Consider the following 26,578-nt stretch of genomic DNA (forward strand, 5'->3'; position numbering starts at 1 on the left):
GGGCTTGTACCGGTGTGCTCGGTTGAACGGTCCAGCGTCTATGCTGGTCCACTGACCTCTACCGTCAGATCACACAGGTGAACGAAATGGCCAAGACTTACAGCTACGCCGCCCAGAACGCCAAGGATGCCCTCAAGCCCTTCACCTTCGAGCGCCGCGCGCCGGGGGCCGAGGACGTCCAGATCGACATTCTGTATTGCGGCGTCTGCCACTCCGACCTGCACACAGCGCGCAATGAGTGGAACAACACCCTGTATCCCTCGGTGCCCGGCCACGAAATCGTCGGCCGTGTGACAGCGGTGGGCGCCAACGTGAAAAAATTCAAGGTCGGCGACCTCGCCGGCGTCGGCTGCATGGTCGACAGCTGCCAGCACTGTGCGTCCTGCGCCGAGGGCGAGGAGCAATACTGCGAGAACGGGTTTACCGGCACCTACAACGGCCCGGTGTTCGGCGGTGAAAACACCTTTGGCGGTTATTCGGACAGCATCGTGGTCAAGGAGAAGTTCGTGCTGCGCATCTCCCACGATGATTCGAACCTGGCAGCGGTGGCGCCGCTGCTGTGCGCGGGCATCACCACCTACTCGCCGCTGCACCACTGGAAAGTCGGCCCCGGCAAGAAAGTCGGCGTGGTCGGCCTGGGTGGCCTGGGGCATATGGCGGTGAAGATCGCCCATGCGATGGGCGCACACGTCACACTGTTCACCACCTCACCCAACAAGCGCGAAGACGGCCTGCGCCTGGGGGCCGATCAGGTGGTGGTGTCGAAGAACGCGGATGAAATGGCCAAGGTCGCCAACAGCCTGGACTTCATCCTCAACACCGTCGCTGCACCGCATAACCTGGATGTGTTTCTCAACCTGCTCAAGCGTGACGGCACCATGACCCTGGTCGGCGCGCCCGACAGTCCGCACCCGTCGCCGGCGGTATTCGGCCTGATCTTCAAGCGCCGCAGCCTGGCTGGCTCGTTGATCGGCGGGATCCAGGAGACCCAGGACATGCTCGACTTCTGCGCCAAGCACGGGATTGTCTCGGACATCGAGATGATCGATATCCAGGGGATCAACGAGGCGTATGAGCGGATGCTCAAGGGCGATGTGAAGTATCGATTCGTGATCGATATGGACAGCCTGAAGAAAGCAAGCCACGCGGCCTGAGGCTCGTCCCTGCAGGAGCCGGCTTGCCGGCTCCTGCAGTTTTATTCAGGCTGAGAGGTGTTCGTACAGGATTGTCGCACCCACCAGCATCAGCACCACGCCGCCGACGATCTCGGCACGTTTGCCCACCACGGTGCCCAGCACCCGGCCCAGCATCATGCCGATGGTCACCATGGTCATGGTCGCGAGGCCGATCGCGGCGGAGGCCACCAGGATATTCACGTCGACAAACGCCAGGCCCACGCCCACCGCCAGCGCGTCGATGCTGGTCGCAAACGCCGTGACCGCCAGGATCATGAACGAATGCTGGGTTGGTTTCTCGGCCTCCTCATCGTCGGCCTTGAGCCCGTTGTAGATCATGTGCAGGCCCAGCACCGCGAGCAGGGTGAAGGCGATCCAGTGGTCCCAGTTCTCCACCCAACGCGTCGCAGCATGGCCGATGGCCCAGCCGATCATCGGGGTAATGGCTTCGATCACGCCGAAGATCAGGCCGGCGCGCAGGGCTTGGGTCAGGCGTGGCTTGTGCAGGCTGGAGCCTTTGCCGATGGCCGCCGCGAAGGCGTCCGTGGACATGGCAAGGGCGAGAAGGATCAGGGAAATGGGGTTCACGGTCAGGCTTCCAGTCGGGCTATATGAGACAACGACACACCCACACGCCCGACTTTAGGCATGGATGTGTCGCTGGTCTCACCAACCGAAAAGACGGTGTTCGCACCACGGCAGGTTGCCGAATATGTTGATACGAACGCTTCCGACAGGATCAGAAGCAGGTTACTCCCCAACGAGGTGGGCGATCTTAGGCGAGCGTAGATGAAAAATTTGTCAAAAGGCCTTATTGCAGTTCACGGATGATCCGGCAGAACACCGGGTCATCCAGGTAAGCCACGTTCAGGCGCGTCCACGGCACTGTGTTCTTCGGTTGCGTGGAAAAGATCGCCCCCGGCGCGAGCATCACGCCCTGGGCCAGGCACAGGCGGGTGAGGGCGTTGGCATCCTCGACAGTCGGGAAGCGGGCCCACAGGTACAGGCTCTGCTCGGGCCGGCAGAACACCTCGGCGCCGAGTTCGTCGAGCAGCGCCAGGCCTCGGGCGGTGGCGTGGCGCAGGCGATCCTGCAGGCGCGAAAGGTGGCGCAGGAAGTGCCCTTCGCCGAGGATCACGTCGATGGTGCGCTCGCTGTACTCGGCGCCGCTGTTGTGCAGGATCATCTTGATGTCCGCCAGTTCCTCGACGCGCTGCTTGCTACCAGCGATAAAACCCACGCGCAGGGCTGCCGACACCGATTTGGAAAAGCTGCCGACGTACAAGGTGCGGTTGAGTTGGTCGAGGGCCGACAGCTTGATCGCCGAACTGGGCTTGAAGTCAGCCATCGCATCGTTTTCCACCAGCAGCAGGTCGTAGGTCTCGGCGATGCGCAGCAACTGGTGCGCCTTGGCCGGGGACAGGTCCGAGCCGGTGGGGTTGTGGCCGATCGACTGCAGGAAAAACAGGCGCGGGCGATGGGCCTTGATCAACTGCTCCAGCGCCTGCAGGTTCGGCCCGTCGGGTTCGCGCGGCACGCCGAACATGCGCGCGCCCTGCAACTGCAGTTTGCCGAACAGCGGGTAGTAGCCGGGATCTTCGACCAGCACCGGGTCGCCGGGGTTGAGGTAGCGCCGGATGATCAAGTCCATCGCATGGTTGGCACCCAAGGTGGTCACCAGTTGGCGCGGCGACACCGGCAGCGCGTAGTCCGCCAGCTTTTGCACCAGGCGTGCGCGCAGCCCGGCGTTGCCCAGGCGTGTGCCGTAGCGAAACAGCGTGGTCACCCCGGCGCGCACCACCTGGCGGTGGAACTTGTCCAGGCGCATGTCCATCAGCCATTCCACCGGCGGGAAGCCTTCGCCCAGGTGCGAGTGGCCCGGGTCGCGCACAAATTGCTGGCGCATCATCCAGATGGTGTCGAGGGCTCGGTTGTAGGGTTGGCTCTCTTCGTCTTCGCTGGTGTGGGCCACGCGCTTGATCACGAAAAAGCCCTGGCCATGGCGCGCCTCCACCAGCCCGTCGGCGGCCAGGTGCTCGTAGGCGGTGATCACTGTGTTCTTGGAATGCCCATGCAGGCGCATGTATTCGCGCAGCGATGGCAGCTTCTCGCCGGCCTTGAGGGCGCCGTCGGTGATTTGCTGGGCGATGGCGCTGGCCACCTGTTGCGCGAGGGTCGGGCGCGACATGCTGCAATTCCTCGTGGGTTCTTGTTATGGGTACAGTGGCTGAACTGTCCGGCAAAACTGTACCTTCTTTCAAGGCTACAGATGGGGCAATTTGGCGGCATCCAATAACAAATGACTCCTTGAGGAGCCCCTGAATGCCCATCGATTCCCGCTTGCCCAACTTCCGCAGCCTGTCCCCGCGCCAGCGTCTTGAACACCTGCAACCCTTGCTCGGCTTGAGCAATGACGATGTGGCGCTGCTGCGTGACGCCGGTGCGCTGCCCTTGGAAATCGCCGACGGCATGATCGAAAACGTCATCGGCAAATTCGAATTGCCGTATGCCGTGGCCAGCAATTTCCGCATCAACGGTCGCGACGTGGTGATCCCGCTGGTGGTGGAAGAGCCGTCGGTGGTGGCTGCCGCTTCGTTCATGGCCAAGCTGACGCGCCCGGCCGGCGGTTTCCAGACTTCCAGCAGCGCGCCACTGATGCGCGCGCAGGTGCAGATCATCGGCATCAGCGACCCGTTCAATGCGCGGCTGAGCCTGCTGCGCAACAAAGATGAAATCATCGCCCTGGCCAACAGCAAGGATCAGTTGCTCAACACTCTGGGCGGCGGCTGCCGCGATATCGAGGTGCACACCTTCGCCGACAGCCCGCGCGGGCCGATGCTGGTGGCGCACCTGATCGTCGACGTGCGCGACGCCATGGGCGCCAACACGGTCAACACCATGGCCGAGGCCGTGGCGCCGCTGATGGAGCGTCTCACCGGCGGCAAGGTGCGCCTGCGCATCCTGTCGAACCTGGCCGATTTGCGTTTGTGCCGTGCCCAGTTGCGCATTGCCCCGCAGCACCTGGCCACCGCCGAGTACAGCGGTGAAGAGGTGATCGAAGGGGTGATCGACGCCTACACCTTCGCCGCCATCGACCCGTACCGCGCCGCCACCCATAACAAGGGCATCATGAATGGCATCGACCCGCTGGTAGTCGCCACCGGCAATGACTGGCGCGCGGTAGAGGCGGGGGCGCACGCGTACGCCTGCCGCAGCGGGCACTATGGGTCGCTGACCACGTGGGAGAAAGACCGCGAGGGCCACCTGGTCGGCACCCTGGAGATGCCCATGCCGCTCGGCCTGGTCGGCGGCGCCACCAAGACCCATCCACTGGCGCAGTTGTCCCTGCGCATCCTTGGGGTGAAAAGCGCCCAGGAACTCGGTGAAATCGCCGTGGCGGTTGGCCTGGCGCAGAACCTCGGCGCGTTGCGCGCGCTGGCCACCGAAGGCATCCAGCGCGGGCACATGGCATTGCATGCGCGCAATGTGGCGCTGTCCGCTGGTGCCCGTGGGGACGAAGTGCAGTGGCTGGTCGAGCGCATGGTCGCCACCCATGACGTGCGCGCCGACAGTGCCCGGGCGCTGTTGCTCGACAAGCGCGGGCAGTGAGCATGAACAGCGTTCGGCTGGTGGAAGTGGGCGCGCGCGACGGCTTGCAGAATGAAGCGCGCAGCCTGTCGGTGGACACCCGCATCGCGCTGGTGGAACGCCTCGCCGATGCTGGCTTGCGCACCATTGAGGCGGGGGCCTTCGTGTCGCCGCGCTGGGTGCCGCAGATGGCCGATTCCGCTGCCGTGCTGCGTGGCCTGGGCGAGCGCCATGGCGTGACCTACACCGCGCTGGTACCCAACCTGCAAGGCCTGGACATGGCCCTGGCCGCCGGTTGCCGCGAGGTGGCAGTGTTTGCGGCGGCGTCCGAAGCGTTTTCGCAGAAGAACATCAACTGTTCGATTGCCCAGAGCCTGAAGCGCTTCGAACCGGTGCTGGCCAAGGCCCTGGAAGCCGGCGTGGCGGTGCGTGGCTACGTCTCCTGCGTGCTCGGCTGCCCGTTCAGCGGCGCAGTGCCGGTGCCGCAGGTGGTCGCGGTGACCCAGGCGCTGTACGCCATGGGCTGCTACGAAGTCAGCCTCGGCGACACTATCGGTACCGGCACGCCGGGCGCGACCACGCGGTTGATCCAGGCCTGTGCCGACGCGGTGCCGCTGAGTGCCCTGGCCGGGCATTTCCATGACACCTACGGCATGGCCGTGGCCAATGTGCAGGCGGCGTGGCAGGCCGGGGTGCGGGTGTTCGACAGCTCGGTCTCGGGGCTGGGTGGCTGCCCTTATTCTCCAGGGGCCACCGGCAACGTCGCGACCGAGGAACTGGTGTATCTATTTGAGGGGCAGGGCATCGCCACCGGCGTCGACCTTGCAAAACTGCTGGAGGTAGCCGTCTTTATTGATAACCGGCTGCAACGCACCGGCGAATCGCGGGTGGCCAAGGCGCTGCGTGCACGTCCCCAATAACAATAACTGGAGAACCCATGAACCCTCTTACCGACACCCTGGCCGGCTTCGGCCCGCTCAAGGGCGTGACTATCCTCGATCTCACCCGTGTAGTGGCGGGGCCGTACTGCGCCATGCTGCTGGCGGACATGGGCGCCACGGTGATCAAGATCGAGCACCCCACCGACCCCGACCTGACCCGTGAATTCCCGCCCATGAGTCGCAGCAGCCAGGCGCCGGTCAGCGGTTTCTTCGCCCAGTTCAACCGCAACAAACAGGCGGTGTGCCTGGACCTCAAGCACGCCGACGGCAAGGCGACGTTCCTCGACATGGTGCGCAAGGCCGATATCGTCATCGAGAACTTCCGCCCCGGTACGATGGACAAGCTGGGCCTGGGCTACAAGGTGCTCAAGGCGGTCAACCCGGCACTGGTGTTCACCGCCATCAGCGGCTTCGGCCAGCATGGGCCGAACTCGTCGCGCCCGGCGTTCGACAGCAGCGCCCAGGCCGCCGGCGGGCTGTGGTCGATGAATGGCACCGTGGAAGAGCCGATGCGCGTCGGCACCGTGCTGGGGGATCTGTCCGCTGCCCTGTATGCCGCGATTGGCACCCTCGGTGCCTTGCGTGAAGCCGAGCGCAGCGGCCAGGGGCAACTGGTGGACGTGTCCCAGCAGGACTCGATTATCTCGCTGACCGAAAACGCCCTGGTCACCTACACCGAGACCGGCGCAGTGGTCGGCCCGACCGGCAACGGCCATCCGTTCGTCAAACCCTACGGGCGCTATGCGTGCAAGGACGGCTTTGTGTTTTTCGGCGCCTACACGGACAAGTTCTGGCGCGAGGCCTGCCATGCCTTCGGTGATGCGGCGTTGGCCAGCGATCAGGAAATCGACACCATGGCCAAGCGTTTCGAGCAGGCCACTTACCTGCGGCGGGTCAAGCCCATCGTCGAAGGCTGGTGCGCGGCGCACACCAAGGCCGAGCTGGAAGCTTTGACCGGCGACCGCTTCCCGTTGTCGCCGATCAAGAGCATGGATGAAGTGGTCGCCGACCCGCACGTGCGCGAGCGTGACATGGTGGTCAGCGTCGAATGCCAGGGCGCGCATTTCGAGGTGTTCGGTAACCCGGTGAAGCTCTCCGGCGGCACCTTGGAGAAGGGCGCCAGCGCGCCGGGTGTCGGCCAGCATAACCAGCAGGTCTACCGCGATTGGCTGGGCCTGGACGCAGCGCAGTACGAGGACCTGGTCCGGCGAGGTGTGATTTGAGCCTGCTTACCGCCGAAATCACAGGCTGCATCGGCCAGGCATTGGCGCCGGTGCGTTTTCAAGTCAACCGCCAGGATATCCGTAAATACGCGGTCGCCACCGGGCAGCGCCAGGCGCGGTTCCTCGCCGGTGATGAAGCACCGCTGATGTTTTTGTTCAGCGTGCTGATGCCGGTGCTGCCCCTCGACCACCTGCGTGAAGACGGCCATTGCCCGGACAGCCCGTTGCTGCCCGAGCTGCCGCTCAAGCGCATCCTCGCCGGCGGCAGCCGCTATGAAGTGAATCGGCGCATTTACCCCGGCGATGTGCTGGTGTGCCGCCAGACCCTGGTGGACATCCACGAAAAACAGGGCGCCGAAGGGCCGCTGATTTTCCTGGTGTTCGAAAACCGTTTCGAGAACGAGGCGGGCGAGCCGCTCGTGACCGAATACCTGACCCGGATAGCGAGATAATCATGCCCACCCTCGACATCGGCCAGGCCTTGCCGTCACGGCAATACACGCCGGGCACCGTGCAACTGTTCCTGTACAACGCGGCGATCTGGAATGCCCACCGCATCCACTATGACCTGCTATACGCGCAGCACCAGGAAGGCCATCCGGCGCTGCTGGTCGATGGCCCGTTGCAGGGCGATTGGCTGACGCAGTTGCTCTACGACTGGATGGAGGACAGCGACGAACTGCTGGCCTTCGAGTACAGCAATCGGCGCGCCGCCTACGTCGGTGACGTGTTGACCGCCCACGGTGAAATCCAGGCCGTGGAGGGCGAACGCATCACGCTGGCGTTGCAGATCGTCAATCAACAGGGCCAGGCCACCACCGTGGGGCGCGCCACGCTGCGCCGACCCTGAACGCTTCACCCCCCTATAAAAACAACAAGCCCGAAAGGGCCGGAGGGCACCATGCAGCAACGTTTACCGCCGAAAAGGCAAAACCTCTACGAGGTCTGGGGCGACACCATTGATGGCCGTGACCTGGCGATGTCCATCGGCATTGGCGCGGTGGTCAGCCTGGGCGCCTACTTCGCCGCGCAGCAAGTGCTGCACCACCTGGTGGAGTCGGCGCAGATGGCGCGAGCCTACGCCATGCTGATCGGCATTCTCGGCTGCCTGGCCGGTGGCGCCATCAGTGCCAGGCTGTTTGCACCCAAGCGCGACGTGCAGGAAAACGTCGCCGACCAGAGCTTTCGCGAACAAGTGGTGGCTGACCTGCTCAAGGAATACGGCAGCCTCGGGCGCCTTGAGGACTTGTCCGCCGAGGTGATCGCCGAACTGCGCGAGCTGGAGTTGTATGAGCTGTTCCGGGAAGCCCAGGCCCGCGAAGAAAACGTGTCGGTCGCCCAGGCACCGGCACTGACCCCCAGCCTCAGCGGAGGGCGCGGGTGATGGAAGTCTTGTTGCATGAAATCATGATGGCCTTCGCCCTCGGGCTGCTCGGCGCGGTGGTGTTCGCAGCCATCGGCCTGGTCTCCGGCACGGATGAGACCACCACCCTCGCACCGTTGACCATGCTGGTGGTGCTGCTGGGCGCGCCGCCGGCCGGGGTGTTGACGTTCTTCCTGGCCGGCGCCGTGGCCAAGCACATGACGCATGCCGTGCCGACCGCGCTGCTGGGGATTCCCGGCGACACCTCGGCCACGGCCCTGCTGGCGGATGCCAATTACCTGCGCAAACTCGGCGTGCCGCATATTGCCCTGCGCAAGATGATCTCCGGTGGCGCGGTGGCGGCGTTGATCGCAGTGCCGTTGTCGGTGCTGTTCGCGGTGCTGCTGGCGCCGTTCGGTGCGGTGATCAAGCAGTTCGCGCCGTGGGTGTTCCTGTGCGCGGCGTTCACCATTGCCTATTTCTCTGCCGGGCGTTGGGCCGCCGTGCTGGCGCTGGTGCCGTTTGTGGTGGTGATCGTCGCGTTGCAGGCGCTGACCGGGCAATACGGGGTCAAGCTGTCGGTGAGTTACTTCCTCGGCATCGCCGTGGCGCCGTTGATTGCCTCGCTGTTCTCGCTGTTGGCACCGAGTGAGCGCCAGCGCATGCGTCGGGACCACTACCGGGTGTTTTCCCTGGCCCCGGACGTGAAGGGCTGGAGCGGCTACTTTCCCAACCCGTTCAAGGTCATCAACCCGCGCCAGGTGCGCGTCACGGCCATGGCTGCCAGCGTTTCCAGCGCCACCTTCGTGTTCAGCCCGGTGGCGATGACGGTGATCATGGGCGAAGTGATCGGCTCGCGGATCAAGCAGGCCTATGACCGCCTGACCACGGTGATCACCGCGCGTAACGGCGTCACCGAGTCGACCTACATCGCCGAAACCCTGATCCCGCTGATGGCCTTCGGGCTGCCGCTGAGTCCGGTGGCCGCCGGCCCGGCCGCGCCGCTGTTCAACGCGCCGCCGCGCTTCTTCGTCGACAACGCCACCGGCGAGATCAACAACCTGCACAACCTGCTCAACACCTGGGAATTCCTCGGCTACGGCATGCTCGCGGTGATCGTGGCGATCCTGGTCGCGTACCCCTTCACGATGAACTTTGCCCACGGCGCCGCCGCCTTTGTGGTGCGCAAGATCAGCCATGAAGCGGTGATCGCGACCTTTATCGGCCTGGTGCTGGTGATCGGTATCTGGGAAGGCGGGCTGCTGGGGTTGATGGTGATTGTCACCGTGGGTCTGCTCGGCGGCTTCCTCGCACGCTTCCTGGGTTTCAACATCGGTGTGCAGTTCATGGGCTATTACACCGCCGTGCTGACGGTGCCGGCGATCATTGCGTTGACCGGCAACTAAACCGCTCCACCTCACCTTATCTCTCAAGCCAGCAGATACCCGTTATCTGCGAGGGGAGGCGTTCGCCTCCCGAAAAGGAATAATAACAATGAAGATCCTTTTACGTGCCAACCCTGTGGTGCTCACCTGCCTGGTCTTCACGGCCGGCAGCAGCTACGCCGACGGCTTTATCGACGACAGCAAGGCCTCGCTGAACCTGCGCAATTTTTACCTCAACCGCAACTTCGTCAACGGCAACTACCCGCAGGCCAAGGCCGAGGAGTGGACCCAGAGCTTTATCCTCGATGCGCGCTCGGGATACACCGCCGGCGTGGTCGGCTTGGGTGTCGACGTGCTGGGCCTGTACTCGGTAAAGCTCGACGGCGGCAAGGGCACGGCCAATACCCAGCTGTTGCCGGTGCACGATGACGGGCGGCCGGCGGATGATTTCGGACGGCTCGGCGTGGCGCTCAAGGCCAAGCTGTCGAACACCGAACTCAAGGCCGGTGAGTGGGCGCCGGCCTTGCCGGTGCTGCGGTCCGACGACGGTCGTTCGCTGACCCAGACCTTCCGTGGCGCGCAACTGACATCCAGGGAGATCAGCGGCCTGAGCCTGTACGGCGGCCAGTTTCGCGCCAACAGCCCGCGCAACGACGCGAGCATGGACGACATGTTCATGGCCGGGCGCCCCGATGCCACCTCCGACCGCTTCAACTTCGGCGGTGCCGAATACCAGTTCAACGACAAGAAAACCCAGCTCGGCGTGTGGTACTCGGAACTGGCGGACATCTACCAGCAGCGCTACTTCAACCTGACCCACAGCCAACCGGTGGGCAGCTGGGTACTGGGCGCCAACCTCGGCTATTTCTCCGGTGAAGAAAACGCCAAGGCCCTGGCCGGCAACCTGGACAACCGCGCGATGTCGGCGATGCTCTCGGCGCGTACTGGCGCGCACACCTTTTACCTGGGCGCCCAGCGCATGTCCGGCGACAACGGCTGGATGCGCGTCAACGGCACGGCCGGCACCAGCCTGGCCAACGACAGCTACAACTCCAGCTACGACGCGGCCAAGGAGCGCTCGTGGCAGGTACGCTACGACTATGATTTCGCCGCCCAGGGCCTGCCGGGCCTGACCTTGATGACCCGCTATATCCGTGGCGACAACGCGCATGTCGGCGCGATCACCGATGGCAAGGAATGGGGGCGCGAGTCCGAACTGGCCTATGTGGTGCAGAGCGGGCCGGCTCGCAACCTCAACGTGCGCTGGCGCAATTCGACCCTGCGCCGGGACTTCAGCACCAATGAGTTCGATGAGAACCGGTTGATCATCAGCTACCCGCTTTCGTTGCTTTAGGCCACTGATCGGCAGGCACGCCGCCCGGCGTGCCTGCAGATACCTGCCCCAGACAATCCGAGCCCGGTGCTAACTGTCTGCGCGCGCCGGATCGACGCGGATATCGAGGAAGACGAAGCGCTTTTTCGGGTCCGCAGCGGCCATCTCCAGTTGCTCATCGATCAGTTCGCGCGCCTTGTCTACCGACAGTTCATGCTCGTTGCCCAGGGCGTCGGCGCAGCGCAAGGGCACGTGGCAGATCTGTGCGATGTCACACGCCGCATAGCCGTCGACACGCTTCGCGCCGGGTGCCGGGGCCGCGAGGGCACTCCAGGCGGCTTGGGTATCGACATATTCCTGCAGCACGCGAAATCGGTGCTGGCGCTGTTGCAGGCGCTGGAATCCATGCAGCACGGTGGGCAGATACTCATCGTTGAACGCTGTGGTCAGGTCCGGTCGGCCGGGGAACTGCCAGCGGCCATCGAAACGGATCCAGTCGCGCTCGTCCAGCGGTCGCCCGCGTCGGTTTGGCACCAGCTCGGCCAATAGCGTACCGGTGCAACTGGCGAGGATGTCGTTGCGCGGCCACTGCTCCCACTCGACGCTGAAATGGCCCAAGCCCTGGCGCGCAAAGTCGCGAATGGCGGTGGCCAGAAAGAACGCGGCCTGACGGTGATGCAGCACATTCCAAGGCTGTACCCCTAAATGCGCATAGACATCGCCGTAGGGTCCGTGCGCTTTGTAGAACACCAGCAAGGGCACCTCCCATTCCCCCGGCGACGTTTCGTGGAAGCAGTCGAAGGGGGTGTCGATGTCGTCGGCAATCACGATATGGAAGTGCGCGCTGCGGTAGCGTTCGGCGATCGTTGCCAGCAGCCCCATGACATCGCCCGAGGTGCGCCAGGGTGAGCTGTCGTAATAATCGCCCGTGCGCTCGTCGGCGCCGTCCAGCCAGCTCGGCGGCACATTGAATTGCTCGGCGATGGTCGCGCAATTGGCCGGTGTCAGCCAGGGTTGCAGGGCATCGGGAGTGGTCAGGCGGGGCGGCGCGACCCAGGGGGCAATGTCGAGCAGCTCATTGAACGCCGGTCCTCGCACCCCGTGAGCCAGGAGCACCTGCAGGACACGGTCGGCATTTTTGTTGAAACTGCCCAGCAGGCTCAGCGCGCGGTGGCCCATTTCTTTTTCGAGTCGCTGTATGGCTTTGTCTATGTGCGCCTGACTGTTGTGCCTGGCCATGTCAAACAACCCCCCCAGATCGAGAATGTCGGTCTTGGGGTCGAAGCAGATGCCGGCAGCATGAGCGTGTTGAGCGATCGAAGCCGCCCGGTAGTTTTTCTGCCGGCCACAGACCATCACGAGGTAGAGCTTTTGAAGCGTGGCGGGCAGGGACGGGACGTGGTCGAGGGTTTCTTTGACTTTGCGCGGAGTGCGCGTCACGGTGACTTGCACCCCCACAGTGCCATCGTCGGACAACAGGTCTATGCCAGGGTGGTTGGGGTAGTCCTTGTTCAGATCGATGAAGCCGCCCATGCCGCACAAGTGCGACATCAGCTCAGCGATCACCGATTCGGCCAGCCGGACGGTGTCCAGGAGGTGGGCATTTTTTTTCATCTCGACGTAGTGCTTGAACACCACCAGCATCAGGGCCAGTTGATCAAGTTGTGCATTGCGAGAAACCAGTGTGTCGTTCATGGCGGGCCGTGCTGCTGCAAGTGGAACGTGGAGTGTGCCAGCAGTGGTGGCTCAGGGCCATGATCTCGGTTATTGTCCCGCCTTCGTCTGGCGGCCACGGGCACTGCGCGGGGTGCGCCAGGAAAGAGATGGACGGTATTGGCCGGTGCCCGGAGAGGACGGCCCGATAGGAGATCAGATGATTGGCGAGACGTTTACAGCTTCCTGGCCGGATTATTTCGACGTCAATGTCGACATTGCCTGGACACCTCCCGCGCCCCACGACCTGCTGTTTTCCAACGGCATCCCGGAAAATGACTACGCCTATTTCTATGCCATCGTCGCGAGGGTCGACCGAGAGTGGTGGCCTTACTACATCGGGATGACCTACAAGCAAACTGCCGCCGTGCGTCATCGGCAGGCCGACCACGTGCAGCGCCTGGCCAGGCTGCGCGCCAACCATCCAGGCGTCACGTTCAGCCTGTGCCTGGGTGTGCCGACTTTTCAGGTGGGCCGGGATGACCCGGGCACCATCCGAGATATCGAAAGCTTGCTGATCTATGCGAATTGGCACGAGGACATGGTTAATGATTCCGGCATCAACAACTGTCGACCAGGCCGGCAGATCTACGTGCACAACTCAGGGTGGACCGACCACCTGTACAAGGAAGTTTCCTGCGGCGTGTTCTATCGAAGGTGATCCCTCACGGTCGCTGCGGCTTCACCGACGTACCGAAGGTGTTGCCCATGCGCACGCTGGTCGCCGCCGGAGTGGCCAGGCCGACCTTGTTCGGCTGGCGCCGCTCTACCGGGATGTTCTGCGCCTCGCGATTCTTCTGCGCGGCCTTGGTTGCATTCGTCTCGCTGCCCATCTGCTGGCTCAGGCACCCGTAGTCCGGCGCCTTGTAGCCATCCACCGCGACTTCGGCGCAGCCACCCAGGGCATTGTCGGCCTGGGCGAGCAAGGGCAGGGCGGCGCACAGCAACAGGCTGGCGAGGGTCGGTAAATGCTTCATCAGGCCTCCTGGCGGGCCCGGGGTGTGGGCCGTTGTACCTGGCAAGTCTAGTGCAGCGGGCCTCTCGTCACCGTGATGTTTTTTTTGCTATCACCGTAACATCAGGTTCATAAACTGGCCTCAGGATGACGGTTTTCTAGGGCGCGTCGGCCGTGCAGCGATGCAGAGCAGGGGGTGAACAGGGAGCCTGGAGGCGCGCCGGATGCGTCCTGGTCTTGCTGTTGCTGCTGGCGGGAGGCGGCGCGGCGCGGGCCGAGACACCGCCGCTGGCGCTGAACCTGCCGGCACAAGACCTCGAGCACGCCCTGCAAGCCTACAGCCGCGCCACGGGCATGGCGGTGCTGGTCGACCGCGAGTTGACCCGAGGCCGGCGTTCCATCGGCGTGCGCGGGCGCTTCACGGCGCCTGAGGCGCTGGCGATGTTGCTGACAGGGAGCGGGCTGATGGCGCGTTACGCACGCAGCGATGCGTTTACCTTGCAGGTGCCGCAGGTCAGCCAGCCGCCGGCAGCGCGTGGCGCGGCGGCCCGTCAGGCGGCGCGCATCAACAGCAGTTATGCCACCGCCGTGCAGCAGGCCATCGAAGCCAGCCTGTGCCGGTCGCCGGTGACCCGTCCCGGCAGTTTTCGCGCGCTGGTGCAGGTCTGGGTCAATCCTGACGGGGTCATCGAACACAGCCGGCTGGTCAGCTCCACCGGCGATGAACAACGCGATGAAGCACTGGTCCGCAGCCTGGGCACGGCGCGGGTGGAACGCCCGGCGCCAAGCTCGCTGCGCCAGCCGGTGACTTTACTTTTGATGCCCGACACAACAGGAATGCGCATGGAATGCACAGCAGTCAAAGGAGCCTCGGGCGGATGAAAAATACCGGGCACAGCACGATGGTCAGCTTGTTCCTGGCCTCCTACGAAGACTTCAAGGTGCGTTTGCGCAAGCGCCTGGGGTCGGAGGACCTGGCCAATGACGTGCTGCACGAAACCTATCTGCGGGTCGACCGCATGGACGTGCCGCCGAACCTGCAACAACCCAACGCCTACCTCTACCGCATGGCCTTGAACATCGCCGCCGACCGCCGCCAGGCCGATGCGCGCCTGCTCACCGGCAGTGAAGTGGAAGAGCTGCTGCAAAGCGCCGACGAAGCCCAGGACCCCTCGCGCGTGGTCGGCGGCCAGAAAGAAATCCAGTCCCTGGTCAAGGCGCTCTACGAGCTGCCGGCGCGCCGCCGCAAGATCCTCATCGCCGCGCGCCTGGAAGAGGCGCCGCACCTGGAAATCTCCCAGCGTTTCGGCATTTCTACGCGCATGGTCGAGAAGGAAATCAAGGCCGCCCTCGGCCACTGCGCCAAGCGCCTGGAAAGAAAAGTGATCCAGCGGTTCGGTCCCGGGGCCGGAAAACCGTCTTAGTGTCGAGTCCCTGATAAATCCGTGAGTATGTGCGCGCTTGAATATTTTTAGCCTCTCCACCGCCCGGGAAACCGCCGCCAGCCCCCTGCACGATGAAGCCCGCGACTGGCTGGTCCTGCTGACCTCGGGCCGTGCCACCGTGGCCGACGCCAAGGCGCTCAAGGCGTGGTGCGCGCAAAGCCCCGAGCACGCCCAGGCGTTCGAGCAGGCCAAGGTGGTATGGCAGCAACTGGCCCCGGCCGCCGCGCAAGTGGCGCAGCCGCGTCATTTCGGCCGGCGCGCTTTCCTCGGCGGCGCGATAGCCGCATCGGCAGCCGTGGTCATGGTGCATGTCGGCTCGCCCGGCGGCTTCGCTGGCCTGACGGCGGACTACCGCACCGAGGTCGGCGAGCAGCGACAAGTGCTGTTGAGCGACGGCATCAGCCTGGAACTCAACACCCAGACGCGCATCAGCCGAGTGGGGCAGGGCATCGAACTGCTCGAAGGCGAAGTCGAAGTGCTCGCCCATGCCGCGCAGCCGCTCCAGGTCCTGGCCGGCGCAGGCGCGGTGAGTGCGGCACAGGCACGCTTCAACCTGCGCAACACCGATCAGACCGTCTGCGTGACCTGTATCGAAGGCTGGCTCTCGGTGGACGTCGCCGGCCGCAGCGTGCGCCTGGAAGGTGGACGGCAACTCACCTACAGCGCCGCCGGCATGGGCGAACCCGTGGTGGTGGATACCCAGGCGGTGGTGGCCTGGCGCGAACAGGTGCTGGTGTTCAACAACGCCACACTGGCGACGGTGGTGGACGAGATCAACCGCTACCGCCCCGGCATGCTGGTGCTGCTCAACAAGCAACTCGGCCAACGCCGCGTGCAGGCACGGTTCAGCCTGCAGCAGTTGGCGGGGGTGGCGTTGTTGATTCGGGATGCGTATGGGGCCAAGTGCACGGAGTTGCCGGGTGGGGTGGTGTTGTTGAGTTAATCACTTCAACGGCCCCACCACCTGCCGATAGCGCTCCGCACCTTGGGGCGTCTCCCGGACCAGACTGATCTCCAGCCCCAACGGATCCTCACGCCGATTCCCGCTCAGCTGCCGCCAGCCCTTATCCGCCTCCCACACGCGCACCTGCAGATCACTGACCCCTGTCAGCACCACCACCGCGTCCTTCGCCGCCGGCAACGGATAGCGGTCCCGTGCAGGCGCCGCAGCGCGATACAAACGGTCGCCCTTGAGCCACCAACGTACCCGTTGCAGGCCATCCCCGGCGACGGGGGCGCTGCGAATGATGTCCAGCCGAAAGCCTTTGCTGTCGGAACTGCGCACTGTCACGGCCGCCAGTCCATCAACCTTTTCTTCGTTGTTCCTGGAGGGATCCAGGGTGTTCAGTTCGACGCTGGCGCGCAGGCTGATGTCGCGTTGCATCTGGTTCAGTGCGCGCAGCAGCACTTCGGTCTGTTCGCTGCTGGCCTGCAGGTGCTGGTCGGCGCGGGTGACGCTGTCCAGCCCGCGCCAGGCGATGACGCTGACCAGCGCCATGAGCATGATCGCGACCATTACTTCGATCAGGGTGAAGCCCTGTTGGGAGGTGTTCATGGCTGGCTCACCACGCGCATCAAGCCTTGGGCGTCGCGTTGCAGGCTGAGGCGGTGTTGACCGTCGGACAGCACCACGCGCAGCGCTGGGCTGATCCATTCGGCATCGAGTACCAGGCGCTGTCGCGGTTCGACGGTGATTTGCATCGGTGTGCTTTCCCATAGGCGCGGGCGCAGTGGGTCGTCGCCCTGGAAGGTTTCGATGCCGCTGCCGTCGTCGCTGCGGCGGTTGAAGCGAAAGCCCTCGGCATCCCCGCGCCAGGTGATCGGGCGGCCGTCCGTGCGGGCTTCGGCCTGGGCGATTTGCAGCAGTTGGCTGAGGCGCTCGGCGTCCTTGCGCAGCAGGTGCAGTGGGTCGGGCTTGATGGTCAGGCTAATGGCGGCGCTGGCAATGCCGATGATCACCAATACCACCATCAACTCGATCAGGGTGAAGCCGTGTTGTTTCATCGCAGGGCACCTGGAGAACTGGAGAGGAGCTGAAATAAAAACGTGCGAATTGAGCTGTAGGCTGGTGCCACGGACAAACAGGAGGTCCCACTCATGGCATTTGCCCTTGGTTTTTCACCGGCCCACGGGGTGCAGGCACTGGCGGTGCTGGCGGCGTTGGCCGGTGTGGCGGTCTGGACGCCGCTGCTGCTCACGTCGGCCGAATCCCACACACCGGCGGTCACGCCCCAGGCCCTTGCGGCGCGCAGTGATAACCCGGCGCTGCAATGGTTCTCGACTGCGCCGTCGGCAGTGCAGGTCAAGGTCTCTGGTGTGCTGGCCGGGGCACGCGGTGCCGTGGCGATCCTCAGCCTCAACGACGGCCCGCCCCGCAGCTTTTTGTTGGGTGAACGCCTCAGCCCCGGCGTGCGCCTGACGGCCATTGAAGGCGACGGCGTGGAGATCGAGCGCGGCGGCGAGAAGCTGCGCGTGAAGCTCGACAAGTTGCCGGACGGGCCTGCGCTGCCGCTGCTCACTCGACCCTGACCTGTGTGTCCAGGCGCGCCAGCGGTGGCGCTTCGCGGCGGGCGTCGAGCACCTGCACATGCACTTGAAACAGCGCACCATCGGCGCTGATGGTTTGTTCGCAGCGCAGCTGCAAGCGGCCCTGGTCGCAGTCGAAGGTCTTTTTGCCGCTGCGCAAATGGCCTTCCAGGCGCAACTCGGCCAGGCGGCTCTGCGCTGCCAGCAAGGCGATGGACTTGTCGCGCAGCAGGCCATTGCTCTGGGTCATCAACCCGGCCACGCGCACGGCTGCGGCCATGGCCACGGCGATGATCGCCAGCGCCACCAGCACCTCGATCAGGGTAAAGCCTTGCGCCTTGCGACGGCTGTCCATGGGGGTCTCGAAAGCCTGGAAACAGGCCCGCAGACTAGCGCCGGGAGTTGACCGATTGGCGACCGAAACTCCCGAGGATTTTCAATACGACTGACATGTGTTCTTGCAACACTGCGCCACGAAATGCACTCAAGCCAAGGAATGTCGAGATGGATATCGCGCGCCTAACATCCCCATTGCCAGGGCCTCGCGGCCAGCGTGGCTTCACCTTGATCGAGATCATGGTGGTGGTGGTCATCCTCGGGATCCTGGCGGCGATGGTGGTACCCAAGGTCCTGGATCGCCCGGACCAGGCGCGGGCCACGGCGGCGAAACAGGACATCGGCGGCTTGATGCAAGCCCTCAAGTTGTATCGGCTGGACCACGGCACCTACCCGAGCATGAACCAGGGCCTGAAGGTGCTGGTGGAGCGCCCGGCGGATGCGAAGAACAGCAACTGGCGCGCCTACCTCGAGCGCCTGCCCAACGACCCGTGGGGCAACCCTTATCACTACCTCAACCCGGGCGCCAATGGTGAGGTCGATGTGTTCTCGCTGGGGGCCGACGGCCAACCGGATGGCGACGGCGTGAATGCCGATATCGGCTCCTGGCAGTTGTAAGGCGCGCCATGAAACGGTATTCGCCCACAGCGGCGAAGCAGCGCGGCATGGCGATTATCAGCGCCTTGCTGATCGCGGCGGTGGTGGCCGTGCTCGCCGGGGCGATGCTCACGCGTCAGAGTGTGTTCACTCGCAGTCTGGAAGCCGAGCAATTGCGCGTACAGGGCCAGTGGCTGTTGCAAGGCGGCCTGGAGCGCAGCCGGCAGATGCTCTGGGAGGCGCGCCAGAAGGAGGTGCTGACGCGCCTCGACCAGCCGTGGGCGCAGGCCCAGGGCGGCGCGTTCGAGGGGCAGATCGAGGACGAGCAGGGCAAGTTCAACCTGCGCAACCTGGTCAACCGCCAGCAGCCGGATGCCGAGCAATTGCAGTCCTTCGAGCGCCTGTGCCGCCTGATCGGGGTCGACCCGGCCGTGAGTCGGCGCATCAGCCAGCGGGTCATCGCCTCCTACGAGCAGAACGGTGTGCCGGCCAAATACCCGATGCTGCGCAACCTCGACGACTTGAGCGGCATTGACGGCCTGGACCCGGCGCTGTTGCGGCGGCTGCGCACCTATATCAGCGTGCTTCCCAGCAATACCTGGGTCAACGGCAACACCGCCAGCGCCGAAGTGCTCAGCGCGGTGGTGCCGCAGCTCAGCCTGGCCCAGGCCCGGGGGTTGCTGGCCGAACGTGACAGCGGCCGTTGGTTTATCAACCGCGGGGATTTCGTCAACCGCCTGCACTTGCCCCAGGTGGCGGTGGATTCGGTGCAGGTGGGCATTACCAGCGAGTGGTTTCGCCTGCAGGGCCAGGCACGGCGCGAGCAGCGTCGGGTGACCCTCGACGCGCTGCTGCATCGCCCCGAAGACCGCCCGCCACGGGTGATCTGGTCGCGGGTGGGGGTATGAAACGCTTGCGTATTGGCCTGCCGCCGCTCGATGAGTTAAGCGTGGACAGCCAGGTGACGTTTGCCTGGCTGGAGCGCGGCGTGGTGGTGGATGAAGGGCACGCCAGCCTGGCGCAATTGGGCAAGACCCGCCAGGCGCTGGATTGCTTCCTGCATCCGCGCGACAGCCTGCTGACCAGCCTTGAGTTGCCGCCGTTGCCCGCGGCGAAAACCGCTGCGGCGGTGGCTTGTGCCGCCCAGGCGCTGATCCTCGGTCCGGTGGAGCAGATGCAGGTGGCCCACGGCCCGCGTGAAAGCGATGGGCGCGTGCAGGTCGGCTGGGTGTCGAAGGCCGGCCTGGAGCGGCTCGCCGCGGTCGTCGCACAGACCCCGCTCAAGCTGCGCGGGCTCTACCCGGCGCCGTATGCCTTGCCGGTCGGCGCGGCAGCGTTGGACGACGGCTATCTGTTGACCCGTGACAGCCTGCAACAAGGCGCCGTGCACCCGTTGGGCTTGCAGACCCTCGATGTGCCGCTGGTGGAGGCGCAGCAGCGTTGGAGCGGTGCCGTGCCGGCCTGGGGCTTGCACGCGCGCCTCAGCCAGGCACCCCGTGGCGGATGGGGCAGGGCGCTCGCCGGTGTAGCGCTGGCGACGGCGATCTGGACAGTCGGCCTCAACCTGTATGCCGCCCGCCAGGTGGATGAGGGCCAACGGCTCAAGGCGCTGATGAGCCAGCAGGTCCGCCAGGCATTTCCTGAATTGCCGGTGGTGCTCAACCCATTGCAGCAGGCCCGCCAACAGTTGGCTGCGCGCCAGAGCGGTGCGGCTGCCGATCCGGGCCAGCGCTTTACCCGCCTGTTGCAGCTGGCGGGCAGCAACCTGCCCTTCATGGTCGGCAGCGTCGACAGCCTCGACTTCGAACAGGGCCGCTTGCACCTGGCGCTGCTCGCCGACAGTCGCAGCCCCACGGCCGTGGGCGATTGGCAAGCCGCGCTGGCCCAGGCCGGCTTTGTCGCCGAGCGCGATGAGCATGGCTGGAGCATCGGCCCGGCCCAGGCCGCCGAGAAACCGGAGGCCGGTGATGAATAAGTGGCGGCAGCTGCGCAGCCAGGCGCAGGTGTTCTGGAGCGGCCTGGCGTTGCGCGAGAAACGCCTGCTGATCGGCGCTGCGCTGGTCCTGGCGAGTCTGTTGACCTGGCTGGTGCTGGTGCAACCCGCGCTGAAGAAGATCGAGTACTGGCAGGCCGAGACGCCCAAGCTGCGCGCCCAGGCGGCGGCCTTGCAGGTGCTGTTGCAGGACGTCGCGGCGCCGCGCCACGGCGATGAAACCGCGTTGCGCCAGGCCCTCGATGGCGCCGGCCTGCAAGGGCATTACCAGTTGCAGGCACTGGACGCGGGCGGCTGGCGCCTCACGCTGGAGAATGCCCCGGCAGACGCCGTGGTGAGCTGGTTGCTGGGCAATCCCCATTCGTTTTCCCTGGAGGTGTCCGAGGCGCGCTTGCAGCGCGCGCCGGATGCTGTCGATAACTCGGCCGGCACTGTGTCCGGGACCGTTCGCATGGATCAGGCGCTTGGCGCTAAGGAAGCTTCATGAAGTGGTCAGTCCCCCATCACGCGCCTTTTCGCAAGGTCGCGCCGCTGCTGTTGCTGGCCTTGAGCGCGTGCAGCAGCCCGCAGCCAAACACGCCCTTGCTGGTGGACAGCGAACTCGGCCAGCCTCTGGCCGACATCCGTCGCAGCGGCGAAACCCCGCTCGATCGCCAGCGCGAAGTCCCGCCCAAACCCCGCGTACAACACCCGGTCACCCACAGTGCGCGCGGCCAGGCCCCGGCGCCGGTCAAGGCGCGCAACCCGCTGGGCGACCAGCCGGTGCAGCTCAATTTCGTCGACGCGGATATCCAGGCGGTGGTGCGCGCCTTGTCCCGCGCCACCGGCCAGCAATTTTTGGTAGACCCGCGTGTGAAGGGCAACCTCACGCTGGTCAGTGAGGGCCAGGTGCCCGCGCACCAGGCCTACGACATGCTGCTGGCGGCGCTGCGCATGCAGGGCTTCAGCGTGGTCGATGTGGGCGGCGTGGCCCAGGTGGTGCCGGAGGCCGATGCGAAGTTGCTTGGCGGGCCGATCTACAGCGCCGGCAGCAGCGGCATGCAGACGCGCACTTTCCGCCTGCAGTATGAAAACGCGGTGAACCTGATCCCGGTGCTGCGCCCCATCGTGTCGCCGAACAACCCGATCAATGCCTACCCCGGCAACAACAGCATCGTCATCACCGACTATGCGGAAAACCTCGCGCGCGTCGCGCAGATCATCAATGGTATCGACACCCCGAGCGCCATCGACACCGACGTGGTGATGGTGCAGAACGGCATCGCCGTGGACATCGCCGCGATGGTCGGCGAGTTGCTGGAAACCCAGGGCGCCGACCAGACCCAGAAGATCAACGTGATCGGCGACCCGCGCTCCAATTCGATCATCATCCGCTCCGGCAGCCCGGAGCGTACGGAGCTGGCGCGCAACCTGATCTACAAGCTCGACAATGCCCAGAGCAACCCGAGCAATATGCACGTGGTGTACCTGCGCAATGCCCAGGCCGGCAAGCTCGCGCAGTCGCTGCGCGGGCTGCTTACCGGCGAAAGCGATACCGGGGTGAGCGACGATGCCCGTGGCAAGCTCAGCAGCATGGGCGGCAATGGCAAGAACAGCCCGGCCACCGGCACCGCGCAAAACAGCAGCGGCACGCCCACCGGCAGCGGCGTGCAGTCGGGTTACGGGCAAGCCAGCGGCTCCACCCCTGGCACCGGCAGCACTCCCAGCGACCAGGACACCGCATTCAGCGCCGGCGGCGTGACCATCCAGGCCGACGCCACCACCAACACCTTGCTGATTTCCGCCCCGGACCCGTTGTACCGCAACCTGCGCGAAGTGATCGACATGCTCGACCAGCGCCGCGCCCAGGTGGTGATCGAAAGTCTGATCGTGGAAGTCGGCGAGGACGACGCCACCGAGTTTGGCGTGCAATGGCAGGCCGGCAACCTCGGTGGCAAGGGCGGCTTCGGCGGCGTCAACCTGGGCGGCAGCGGTGTGAATGGCAAGCCCGCCAGCCCCACCAGCATTGATGTGCTGCCCAAGGGCCTCAACGTCGGCCTGGTCAACGGCACCGTAGACATCCCCGGGATCGGCAAGGTGCTCGACCTCAAGGTGCTGGCCCGCGCCCTGAAGAGCAAGGGTGGCACCAACGTGCTGTCGACGCCGAACCTGCTGACGCTGGACAACGAAGCGGCGAGTATTTTCGTCGGGCAGACCATCCCGTTTGTCACCGGCAGCTACGTGACCGGCGGCGGGGGCACCAGCAACAATCCGTTCCAGACCGTGCAGCGTGAGGAGGTGGGGCTCAAGCTCAACGTGCGCCCGCAGATTTCCGAAGGCGGCACGGTGAAGCTGGATATCTACCAGGAGGTCAGCACCGTGGATGCGCGGGCGTCGGTGGAGGCCGGCACGGTGACCAACAAGCGCGCGATCGACACCAGCATCCTGCTGGATGACGGGCAGATCATGGTGCTCGGCGGGCTGCTGCAGGACGGCTACAGCCAGAGCAATGATGCGGTGCCGTGGCTGTCGGATATTCCCGGCCTGGGCGCATTGTTTCGCAATGAGAAGCGCAGCGTGAACAAGACCAACCTGATGGTGTTCCTGCGCCCCTACATCATCCGCGACAGCGGGGCAGGGCGCAGCATCACCCTGAACCGCTACGAGTTCATGCGCCGCGCCCAGGGCGGGCTGCAACCGGAGCACAGCTGGGCGATGCCGGATGTGCAGGCGCCGCAGTTGCCTTCGGTGGAGAAGGCGATCCCGGGTGGTCAACAACAGGGGCCGCGGGCAGTGATCCGCGCGGTACCGGTTTCGGGGGGGGCGCGGCCGTGACTTATGGTTGCACTCTTGGTGGGCGCTGGCTTGCCTGCGCTGCAGATACTTCGGTACGGCATGCACACCGAGTGGATGCCATCGCAGGCAAGCCAGCTCCCACAGAAAAGCTAACCAGCTTTCGCATTGTTTTTGATCTTGATCTTGACCTTGATCCTAGGCGCCCCATCAAACACGCTGGCCGCCATTCGGCAGGGATTTGGGGGGTAAACCGGCAGGGATGCCGGTTTAGCAGCCCCGCGCCATGGATGGCGCGTGGCGGCGGCCGCCCAAATCCCTGTCGAATGGCGGGCACACCGAGCCTGGGCGAGGTGCCGAGTGTTGGGGCAAGAGCGTTTTGCTTACTTTTGCGCTCTTCAAAAGTGAGCCGCTGTAAGAGCGGAACCCCAAGTAGCCGTTACCCCAACAACGGATATGTACTCGGTCCCTCTAAATCCAGTGCAAGCGAGCCAAAACCATGAGCCTGCTCCCCTACGCCTGGGCCAAATCCCAACGCATCCTCTTGCGTCCCTGCGAGGAAGGCAGGCTACTCACCGTATGCCCCTCGACCCCCGGCTGGTCCATCAGCGAGGTACACCGTCAGTTCGGCCACAGCCGCCTTGAACAGGTGCGCGACGACGAACTCGACGGCCTGCTCGCCAGTGCCTACGCCGACACCGGCAGCGCCGCCGCCGTGGTCGGCGCCGCCGAAAACGAAGTCGACCTCGACCGCCTGATGCAAGACATGCCCGAAATCACTGACCTGCTGGACACCCAGGACGGCGCGCCGGTGATTCGCATGATCAACGCCTTGCTCACCCAGGCGGCGCGGGATGAGGCCAGTGACATTCACATCGAACCCTATGAAACCCATTCGGTGGTGCGCTACCGCGTCGACGGCACCCTGCGTGACGTGGTGTCGCCGCGCAAGGCGCTGCATGGCGCGCTGGTGTCGCGGATCAAGATCATGGCCCAGCTCGATATCGCCGAAAAGCGCCTGCCCCAGGACGGCCGTATCGCCCTGCGCGTGGCCGGCCGGCCGATTGATATTCGCGTATCGACCGTGCCGACCGGGCATGGCGAGCGCGTGGTGATGCGTTTGCTCGACAAACAGGCCGGGCGCCTGCAATTGGAAACCCTGGGCATGGAGCCGCAGTTGCTCGCGCGCCTCGATACGCTGATCCGCCAGCCCCACGGCATCGTGCTGGTCACCGGGCCCACGGGCAGCGGCAAGACCACCAGCCTGTACGCGGCCCTGGCGCGGCTGGATGCCAGCACCAGCAATATCCTCACCGTGGAAGACCCGGTGGAATATGATTTGCCGGGCATCAGCCAGATCCAGGTCAACGCCAAGATCGACATGACCTTCGGCCTGGCCTTGCGCGCGATTCTGCGCCAGGACCCGGACATCATCATGATCGGTGAAATCCGTGACCTGGAGACCGCGCAAATCGCCGTGCAAGCCTCGCTCACCGGCCACCTGGTACTGGCGACCCTGCACACCAACGACGCGGTGTCGGCGGTCAACCGCCTGATCGACATGGGGGTCGAGCCGTTCCTGCTGGCGTCGTCGCTGTTGGGCGTATTGGCCCAGCGCCTGGTGCGGCGCCTGTGCCCGCATTGCAAGCAACAGGACCCGGCCGCGCCCGGCACCTGGCGCCCGGTGGGCTGCGCGCAATGCAACCAGGTCGGCTACAGCGGGCGTACCGGGATCCATGAATTGTTCTGCGTCGACGACGACGTGCGCAGCCTGATCCACCAGGGCGCCGGCGAGCAGGACCTGCGCGTGGCCGCGCGCCGCGCCGGGATGTTGAGCATGCGCGAAGACGGCGAGCGCTGGGTGCGCAGCGGCGCCACTGCGCCCGAAGAAATCCTGCGCGTGACGCGGGACGCCTGATGAATCGCTATCGCTATGAAGCCGCCGACGCCAGCGGCAAAGTCGAGGCCGGGCACCTGGAGGCGGACAGCCAGAGCGGCGCGTTTGCCGCGTTGCGCAGCCGTGGCCTGACCGCGCTGTTGGTACAGGTTGAAGGCAATCAGTCGAATGCCGCCGGCAGCAGCCTGTTCACTGCCAAGCTGTCGGACAATGACCTGGCCTGGGCCACGCGACAACTGGCGAGCCTGCTCGGCGCCAGCCTGCCGCTGGAGGCCGCACTGAGTGCGACAGTGGAGCAGGCCGAGAAAAAGCACATCGCCCAGACCCTCGCCGCCGTACGTGCCGATGTGCGCGGCGGCATGCGCTTGGCTGATGCATTGGCGGCACGGCCACGGGATTTTCCGTCGATCTATCGCGCGTTGATCGCGGCGGGGGAGGAGTCCGGCGACCTCGCCCAAGTGATGGAGCGCCTGGCCGACTACATCGAGGAGCGCAACAACCTGCGCGGCAAGATCCTCACGGCCTTTATCTACCCCGGCGTGGTTGGGCTGGTGTCCATCGGCATCGTGATTTTCCTGTTGAGCTACGTGGTGCCGCAGGTGGTCAGCGCGTTTTCCCAGGCGCGCCAGGACCTGCCGGGCCTGACCCTGGCAATGCTCAACGCCAGCGACTTCATTCGCGCCTGGGGCTGGTTGTGTTTCGGTGCGCTTGTCGGCGGTTTCTGGAGCTGGCGCCTGTACCTGCGCAATCCCGTGGCGCGCCTGAACTGGCACAGTCGCGTGCTGCGCCTGCCGCTGATCGGGCGCTTTGTGCTGGGCCTGAACACCGCGCGGTTTGCCTCGACCCTGGCGATCCTCGGCGGGGCCGGCGTGCCGCTGCTACGCGCGCTGGAGGCGGCGCGCCAGACCCTCTCCAACGACCGCCTGAGCCAATGCGTCAACGACGCTACCGCCAAGGTTCGCGAGGGCGTCAACCTGGCCCCGGCGCTGGCGGTGGAAAAAGTCTTCCCGCCGGTGCTGATCCACCTGATTGCCAGCGGCGAAAAAACCGGCGCGCTGCCGCCGATGCTCGAGCGTGCCGCGCAGACGCTGTCGCGGGATATCGAACGGCGCGCCATGGGCATGACCGCGTTGCTCGAGCCCCTGATGATCGTGGTGATGGGCGCGGTGGTGCTGGTGATCGTGATGGCGGTGCTGTTGCCGATCATCGAGATCAACCAACTCGTGACCTGAATACGATCAAGAAAGCCGGGAAGGGGCTGCTCAGTTGATTTCGGCGCGGGCCGACATCGCCAGGCCCAACCTCGGGTTCCTCATTCCGTCACATCCAACCGCCC

28 protein-coding genes are annotated in these 26,578 nt (G+C 65.1%); 21 read left to right on the top strand and 7 right to left on the bottom strand.

The window, feature by feature from the left end; genetic code table 11:
• Nucleotides 1-86 precede the first annotated feature (86 nt).
• Nucleotides 87-1,154, top strand: a complete 1,068-nt coding sequence (locus BBG20_RS18865) for an NAD(P)-dependent alcohol dehydrogenase (RefSeq protein WP_065905886.1) — start codon at nt 87-89, stop codon at nt 1,152-1,154.
• Between the two features lie 45 nt (nt 1,155-1,199).
• Here BBG20_RS18865 and mntP read toward each other — a convergent pair whose 3' ends face one another.
• Both mntP and BBG20_RS18875 read right to left on the bottom strand, forming a co-directional pair.
• Entirely contained in the window at nt 1,200-1,763 is a 564-nt protein-coding gene (mntP, locus tag BBG20_RS18870; protein ID WP_065905888.1) for a manganese efflux pump MntP, read from the bottom strand.
• A gap of 223 nt (nt 1,764-1,986) precedes the next feature.
• The gene (locus BBG20_RS18875) at nt 1,987-3,363 is read right to left on the bottom strand and encodes an aminotransferase-like domain-containing protein (RefSeq protein WP_065905889.1); all 1,377 of its coding nucleotides are present in this window, start codon (nt 3,361-3,363) and stop codon (nt 1,987-1,989) included.
• Between the two features lie 134 nt (nt 3,364-3,497).
• Here BBG20_RS18875 and BBG20_RS18880 point away from each other — a divergent pair, with 134 nt between their 5' ends.
• The 8 genes from BBG20_RS18880 (at nt 3,498) to BBG20_RS18915 (ending at nt 11,029) form a co-directional block, all read left to right on the top strand.
• Nucleotides 3,498-4,784, top strand: coding sequence for a hydroxymethylglutaryl-CoA reductase, degradative (locus BBG20_RS18880; protein ID WP_065905891.1), 1,287 nt, complete (start codon nt 3,498-3,500; stop codon nt 4,782-4,784).
• Between the two features lie 2 nt (nt 4,785-4,786).
• A complete protein-coding gene (locus BBG20_RS18885) occupies nt 4,787-5,683 on the top strand; it encodes a hydroxymethylglutaryl-CoA lyase (RefSeq protein ID WP_065905893.1) in 897 nt (298 codons plus the stop codon).
• 17 nt (nt 5,684-5,700) lie between these two features.
• Entirely contained in the window at nt 5,701-6,927 is a 1,227-nt protein-coding gene (locus tag BBG20_RS18890; RefSeq protein ID WP_065905895.1) for a CaiB/BaiF CoA transferase family protein, read from the top strand.
• Complete coding sequence (locus tag BBG20_RS18895; protein WP_065905897.1) at nt 6,924-7,379, top strand: FAS1-like dehydratase domain-containing protein; 456 nt, start codon at nt 6,924-6,926, stop codon at nt 7,377-7,379. The genes BBG20_RS18890 and BBG20_RS18895 overlap by 4 nt, the downstream gene beginning before the upstream one ends.
• Before the next feature lie 2 nt (nt 7,380-7,381).
• The gene (locus tag BBG20_RS18900) at nt 7,382-7,777 is read left to right on the top strand and encodes a hotdog family protein (RefSeq protein WP_065905899.1); all 396 of its coding nucleotides are present in this window, start codon (nt 7,382-7,384) and stop codon (nt 7,775-7,777) included.
• Between the two features lie 51 nt (nt 7,778-7,828).
• A complete protein-coding gene (locus tag BBG20_RS18905; RefSeq protein ID WP_065905900.1) occupies nt 7,829-8,311 on the top strand; it encodes a hypothetical protein in 483 nt (160 codons plus the stop codon).
• Complete coding sequence (locus BBG20_RS18910) at nt 8,311-9,696, top strand: tripartite tricarboxylate transporter permease (protein ID WP_120448214.1); 1,386 nt, start codon at nt 8,311-8,313, stop codon at nt 9,694-9,696. The genes BBG20_RS18905 and BBG20_RS18910 overlap by 1 nt, the downstream gene beginning before the upstream one ends.
• Nucleotides 9,697-9,784: 88 nt before the next feature.
• On the top strand, nt 9,785-11,029 hold the full coding sequence (locus tag BBG20_RS18915) for an OprD family porin (RefSeq protein ID WP_065905902.1): 1,245 nt from the start codon (nt 9,785-9,787) through the stop codon (nt 11,027-11,029).
• Nucleotides 11,030-11,098: 69 nt separating this feature from the next.
• Here the strand turns inward: BBG20_RS18915 and BBG20_RS18920 are convergent, their stop codons facing one another.
• Entirely contained in the window at nt 11,099-12,703 is a 1,605-nt protein-coding gene (locus BBG20_RS18920; RefSeq protein ID WP_065905903.1) for an SMEK domain-containing protein, read from the bottom strand.
• Nucleotides 12,704-12,881: 178 nt separating this feature from the next.
• Between BBG20_RS18920 and BBG20_RS18925 the strand changes: the two genes are divergently transcribed.
• Complete coding sequence (locus BBG20_RS18925; RefSeq protein ID WP_065905905.1) at nt 12,882-13,382, top strand: hypothetical protein; 501 nt, start codon at nt 12,882-12,884, stop codon at nt 13,380-13,382.
• Nucleotides 13,383-13,386: 4 nt separating this feature from the next.
• Here the strand turns inward: BBG20_RS18925 and BBG20_RS18930 are convergent, their stop codons facing one another.
• Nucleotides 13,387-13,698 (bottom strand): hypothetical protein, encoded by a 312-nt coding sequence (locus BBG20_RS18930; RefSeq protein ID WP_065905907.1) that lies wholly within the window; start codon nt 13,696-13,698, stop codon nt 13,387-13,389.
• A 215-nt stretch (nt 13,699-13,913) separates the two neighbouring features.
• Between BBG20_RS18930 and BBG20_RS18935 the strand changes: the two genes are divergently transcribed.
• The 3 genes from BBG20_RS18935 to BBG20_RS18945 are packed head-to-tail and all read left to right on the top strand — an operon-like array spanning nt 13,914 to nt 16,064.
• Nucleotides 13,914-14,558, top strand: a complete 645-nt coding sequence (locus tag BBG20_RS18935) for a secretin and TonB N-terminal domain-containing protein (protein ID WP_065905909.1) — start codon at nt 13,914-13,916, stop codon at nt 14,556-14,558.
• Complete coding sequence (locus tag BBG20_RS18940) at nt 14,555-15,100, top strand: RNA polymerase sigma factor (RefSeq protein WP_016980117.1); 546 nt, start codon at nt 14,555-14,557, stop codon at nt 15,098-15,100. The genes BBG20_RS18935 and BBG20_RS18940 overlap by 4 nt, the downstream gene beginning before the upstream one ends.
• A 37-nt stretch (nt 15,101-15,137) precedes the next feature.
• Nucleotides 15,138-16,064 carry a FecR family protein gene (locus tag BBG20_RS18945; RefSeq protein ID WP_065905911.1) on the top strand — a complete coding sequence of 309 codons (927 nt, stop codon included), beginning with the start codon at nt 15,138-15,140 and terminating at the stop codon, nt 16,062-16,064.
• On the opposite strand, the gene BBG20_RS18950 is transcribed toward BBG20_RS18945, so the two are convergent.
• Both BBG20_RS18950 and BBG20_RS18955 read right to left on the bottom strand, forming a co-directional pair.
• Nucleotides 16,065-16,676 carry a type II secretion system protein GspJ gene (locus BBG20_RS18950; protein WP_065905913.1) on the bottom strand — a complete coding sequence of 204 codons (612 nt, stop codon included), beginning with the start codon at nt 16,674-16,676 and terminating at the stop codon, nt 16,065-16,067.
• Nucleotides 16,673-17,125, bottom strand: coding sequence for a GspH/FimT family pseudopilin (locus BBG20_RS18955; RefSeq protein ID WP_065905915.1), 453 nt, complete (start codon nt 17,123-17,125; stop codon nt 16,673-16,675). Before BBG20_RS18955 ends, BBG20_RS18950 begins: the two co-directional genes overlap by 4 nt.
• Nucleotides 17,126-17,218: 93 nt before the next feature.
• Between BBG20_RS18955 and BBG20_RS18960 the strand changes: the two genes are divergently transcribed.
• Nucleotides 17,219-17,650 carry a type II secretion system protein N gene (locus BBG20_RS18960; RefSeq protein WP_065905916.1) on the top strand — a complete coding sequence of 144 codons (432 nt, stop codon included), beginning with the start codon at nt 17,219-17,221 and terminating at the stop codon, nt 17,648-17,650.
• Here the strand turns inward: BBG20_RS18960 and gspI are convergent.
• Nucleotides 17,637-18,002: a type II secretion system minor pseudopilin GspI gene (gspI, locus tag BBG20_RS18965; protein WP_065905918.1), complete on the bottom strand. Its 366-nt coding sequence runs from the start codon at nt 18,000-18,002 to the stop codon at nt 17,637-17,639. The two genes, BBG20_RS18960 and gspI, sit on opposite strands and share 14 nt — an antisense overlap.
• A gap of 149 nt (nt 18,003-18,151) precedes the next feature.
• On the opposite strand from gspI, the gene gspG reads away from it, so the two are divergent.
• The 7 genes from gspG to gspF all read left to right on the top strand — a co-directional run bounded on the left by gspG (nt 18,152) and on the right by gspF (nt 26,474).
• A complete protein-coding gene (gene gspG, locus BBG20_RS18970) occupies nt 18,152-18,601 on the top strand; it encodes a type II secretion system major pseudopilin GspG (protein WP_065905919.1) in 450 nt (149 codons plus the stop codon).
• An 8-nt stretch (nt 18,602-18,609) separates the two neighbouring features.
• Nucleotides 18,610-19,488: a type II secretion system minor pseudopilin GspK gene (gene gspK / locus BBG20_RS18975; protein ID WP_157955089.1), complete on the top strand. Its 879-nt coding sequence runs from the start codon at nt 18,610-18,612 to the stop codon at nt 19,486-19,488.
• A complete protein-coding gene (gene gspL / locus BBG20_RS18980) occupies nt 19,485-20,555 on the top strand; it encodes a type II secretion system protein GspL (RefSeq protein ID WP_065905920.1) in 1,071 nt (356 codons plus the stop codon). Before gspK ends, gspL begins: the two co-directional genes overlap by 4 nt.
• Nucleotides 20,548-21,060, top strand: coding sequence for a type II secretion system protein GspM (gene gspM, locus BBG20_RS18985; RefSeq protein ID WP_065905921.1), 513 nt, complete (start codon nt 20,548-20,550; stop codon nt 21,058-21,060). Before gspL ends, gspM begins: the two co-directional genes overlap by 8 nt.
• Entirely contained in the window at nt 21,057-23,387 is a 2,331-nt protein-coding gene (gene gspD / locus BBG20_RS18990; protein ID WP_065905922.1) for a type II secretion system secretin GspD, read from the top strand. The genes gspM and gspD overlap by 4 nt, the downstream gene beginning before the upstream one ends.
• A 457-nt stretch (nt 23,388-23,844) precedes the next feature.
• On the top strand, nt 23,845-25,263 hold the full coding sequence (gene gspE, locus BBG20_RS18995) for a type II secretion system ATPase GspE (protein WP_065905923.1): 1,419 nt from the start codon (nt 23,845-23,847) through the stop codon (nt 25,261-25,263).
• On the top strand, nt 25,263-26,474 hold the full coding sequence (gene gspF / locus BBG20_RS19000) for a type II secretion system inner membrane protein GspF (protein WP_065905925.1): 1,212 nt from the start codon (nt 25,263-25,265) through the stop codon (nt 26,472-26,474). Before gspE ends, gspF begins: the two co-directional genes overlap by 1 nt.
• The last annotated feature ends 104 nt before the right edge of the window (nt 26,475-26,578 follow it).

It is taken from the genome of Pseudomonas aylmerensis (assembly GCF_001702265.1).
In the GTDB taxonomy this organism is placed as follows: domain Bacteria; phylum Pseudomonadota; class Gammaproteobacteria; order Pseudomonadales; family Pseudomonadaceae; genus Aquipseudomonas; species Aquipseudomonas aylmerensis.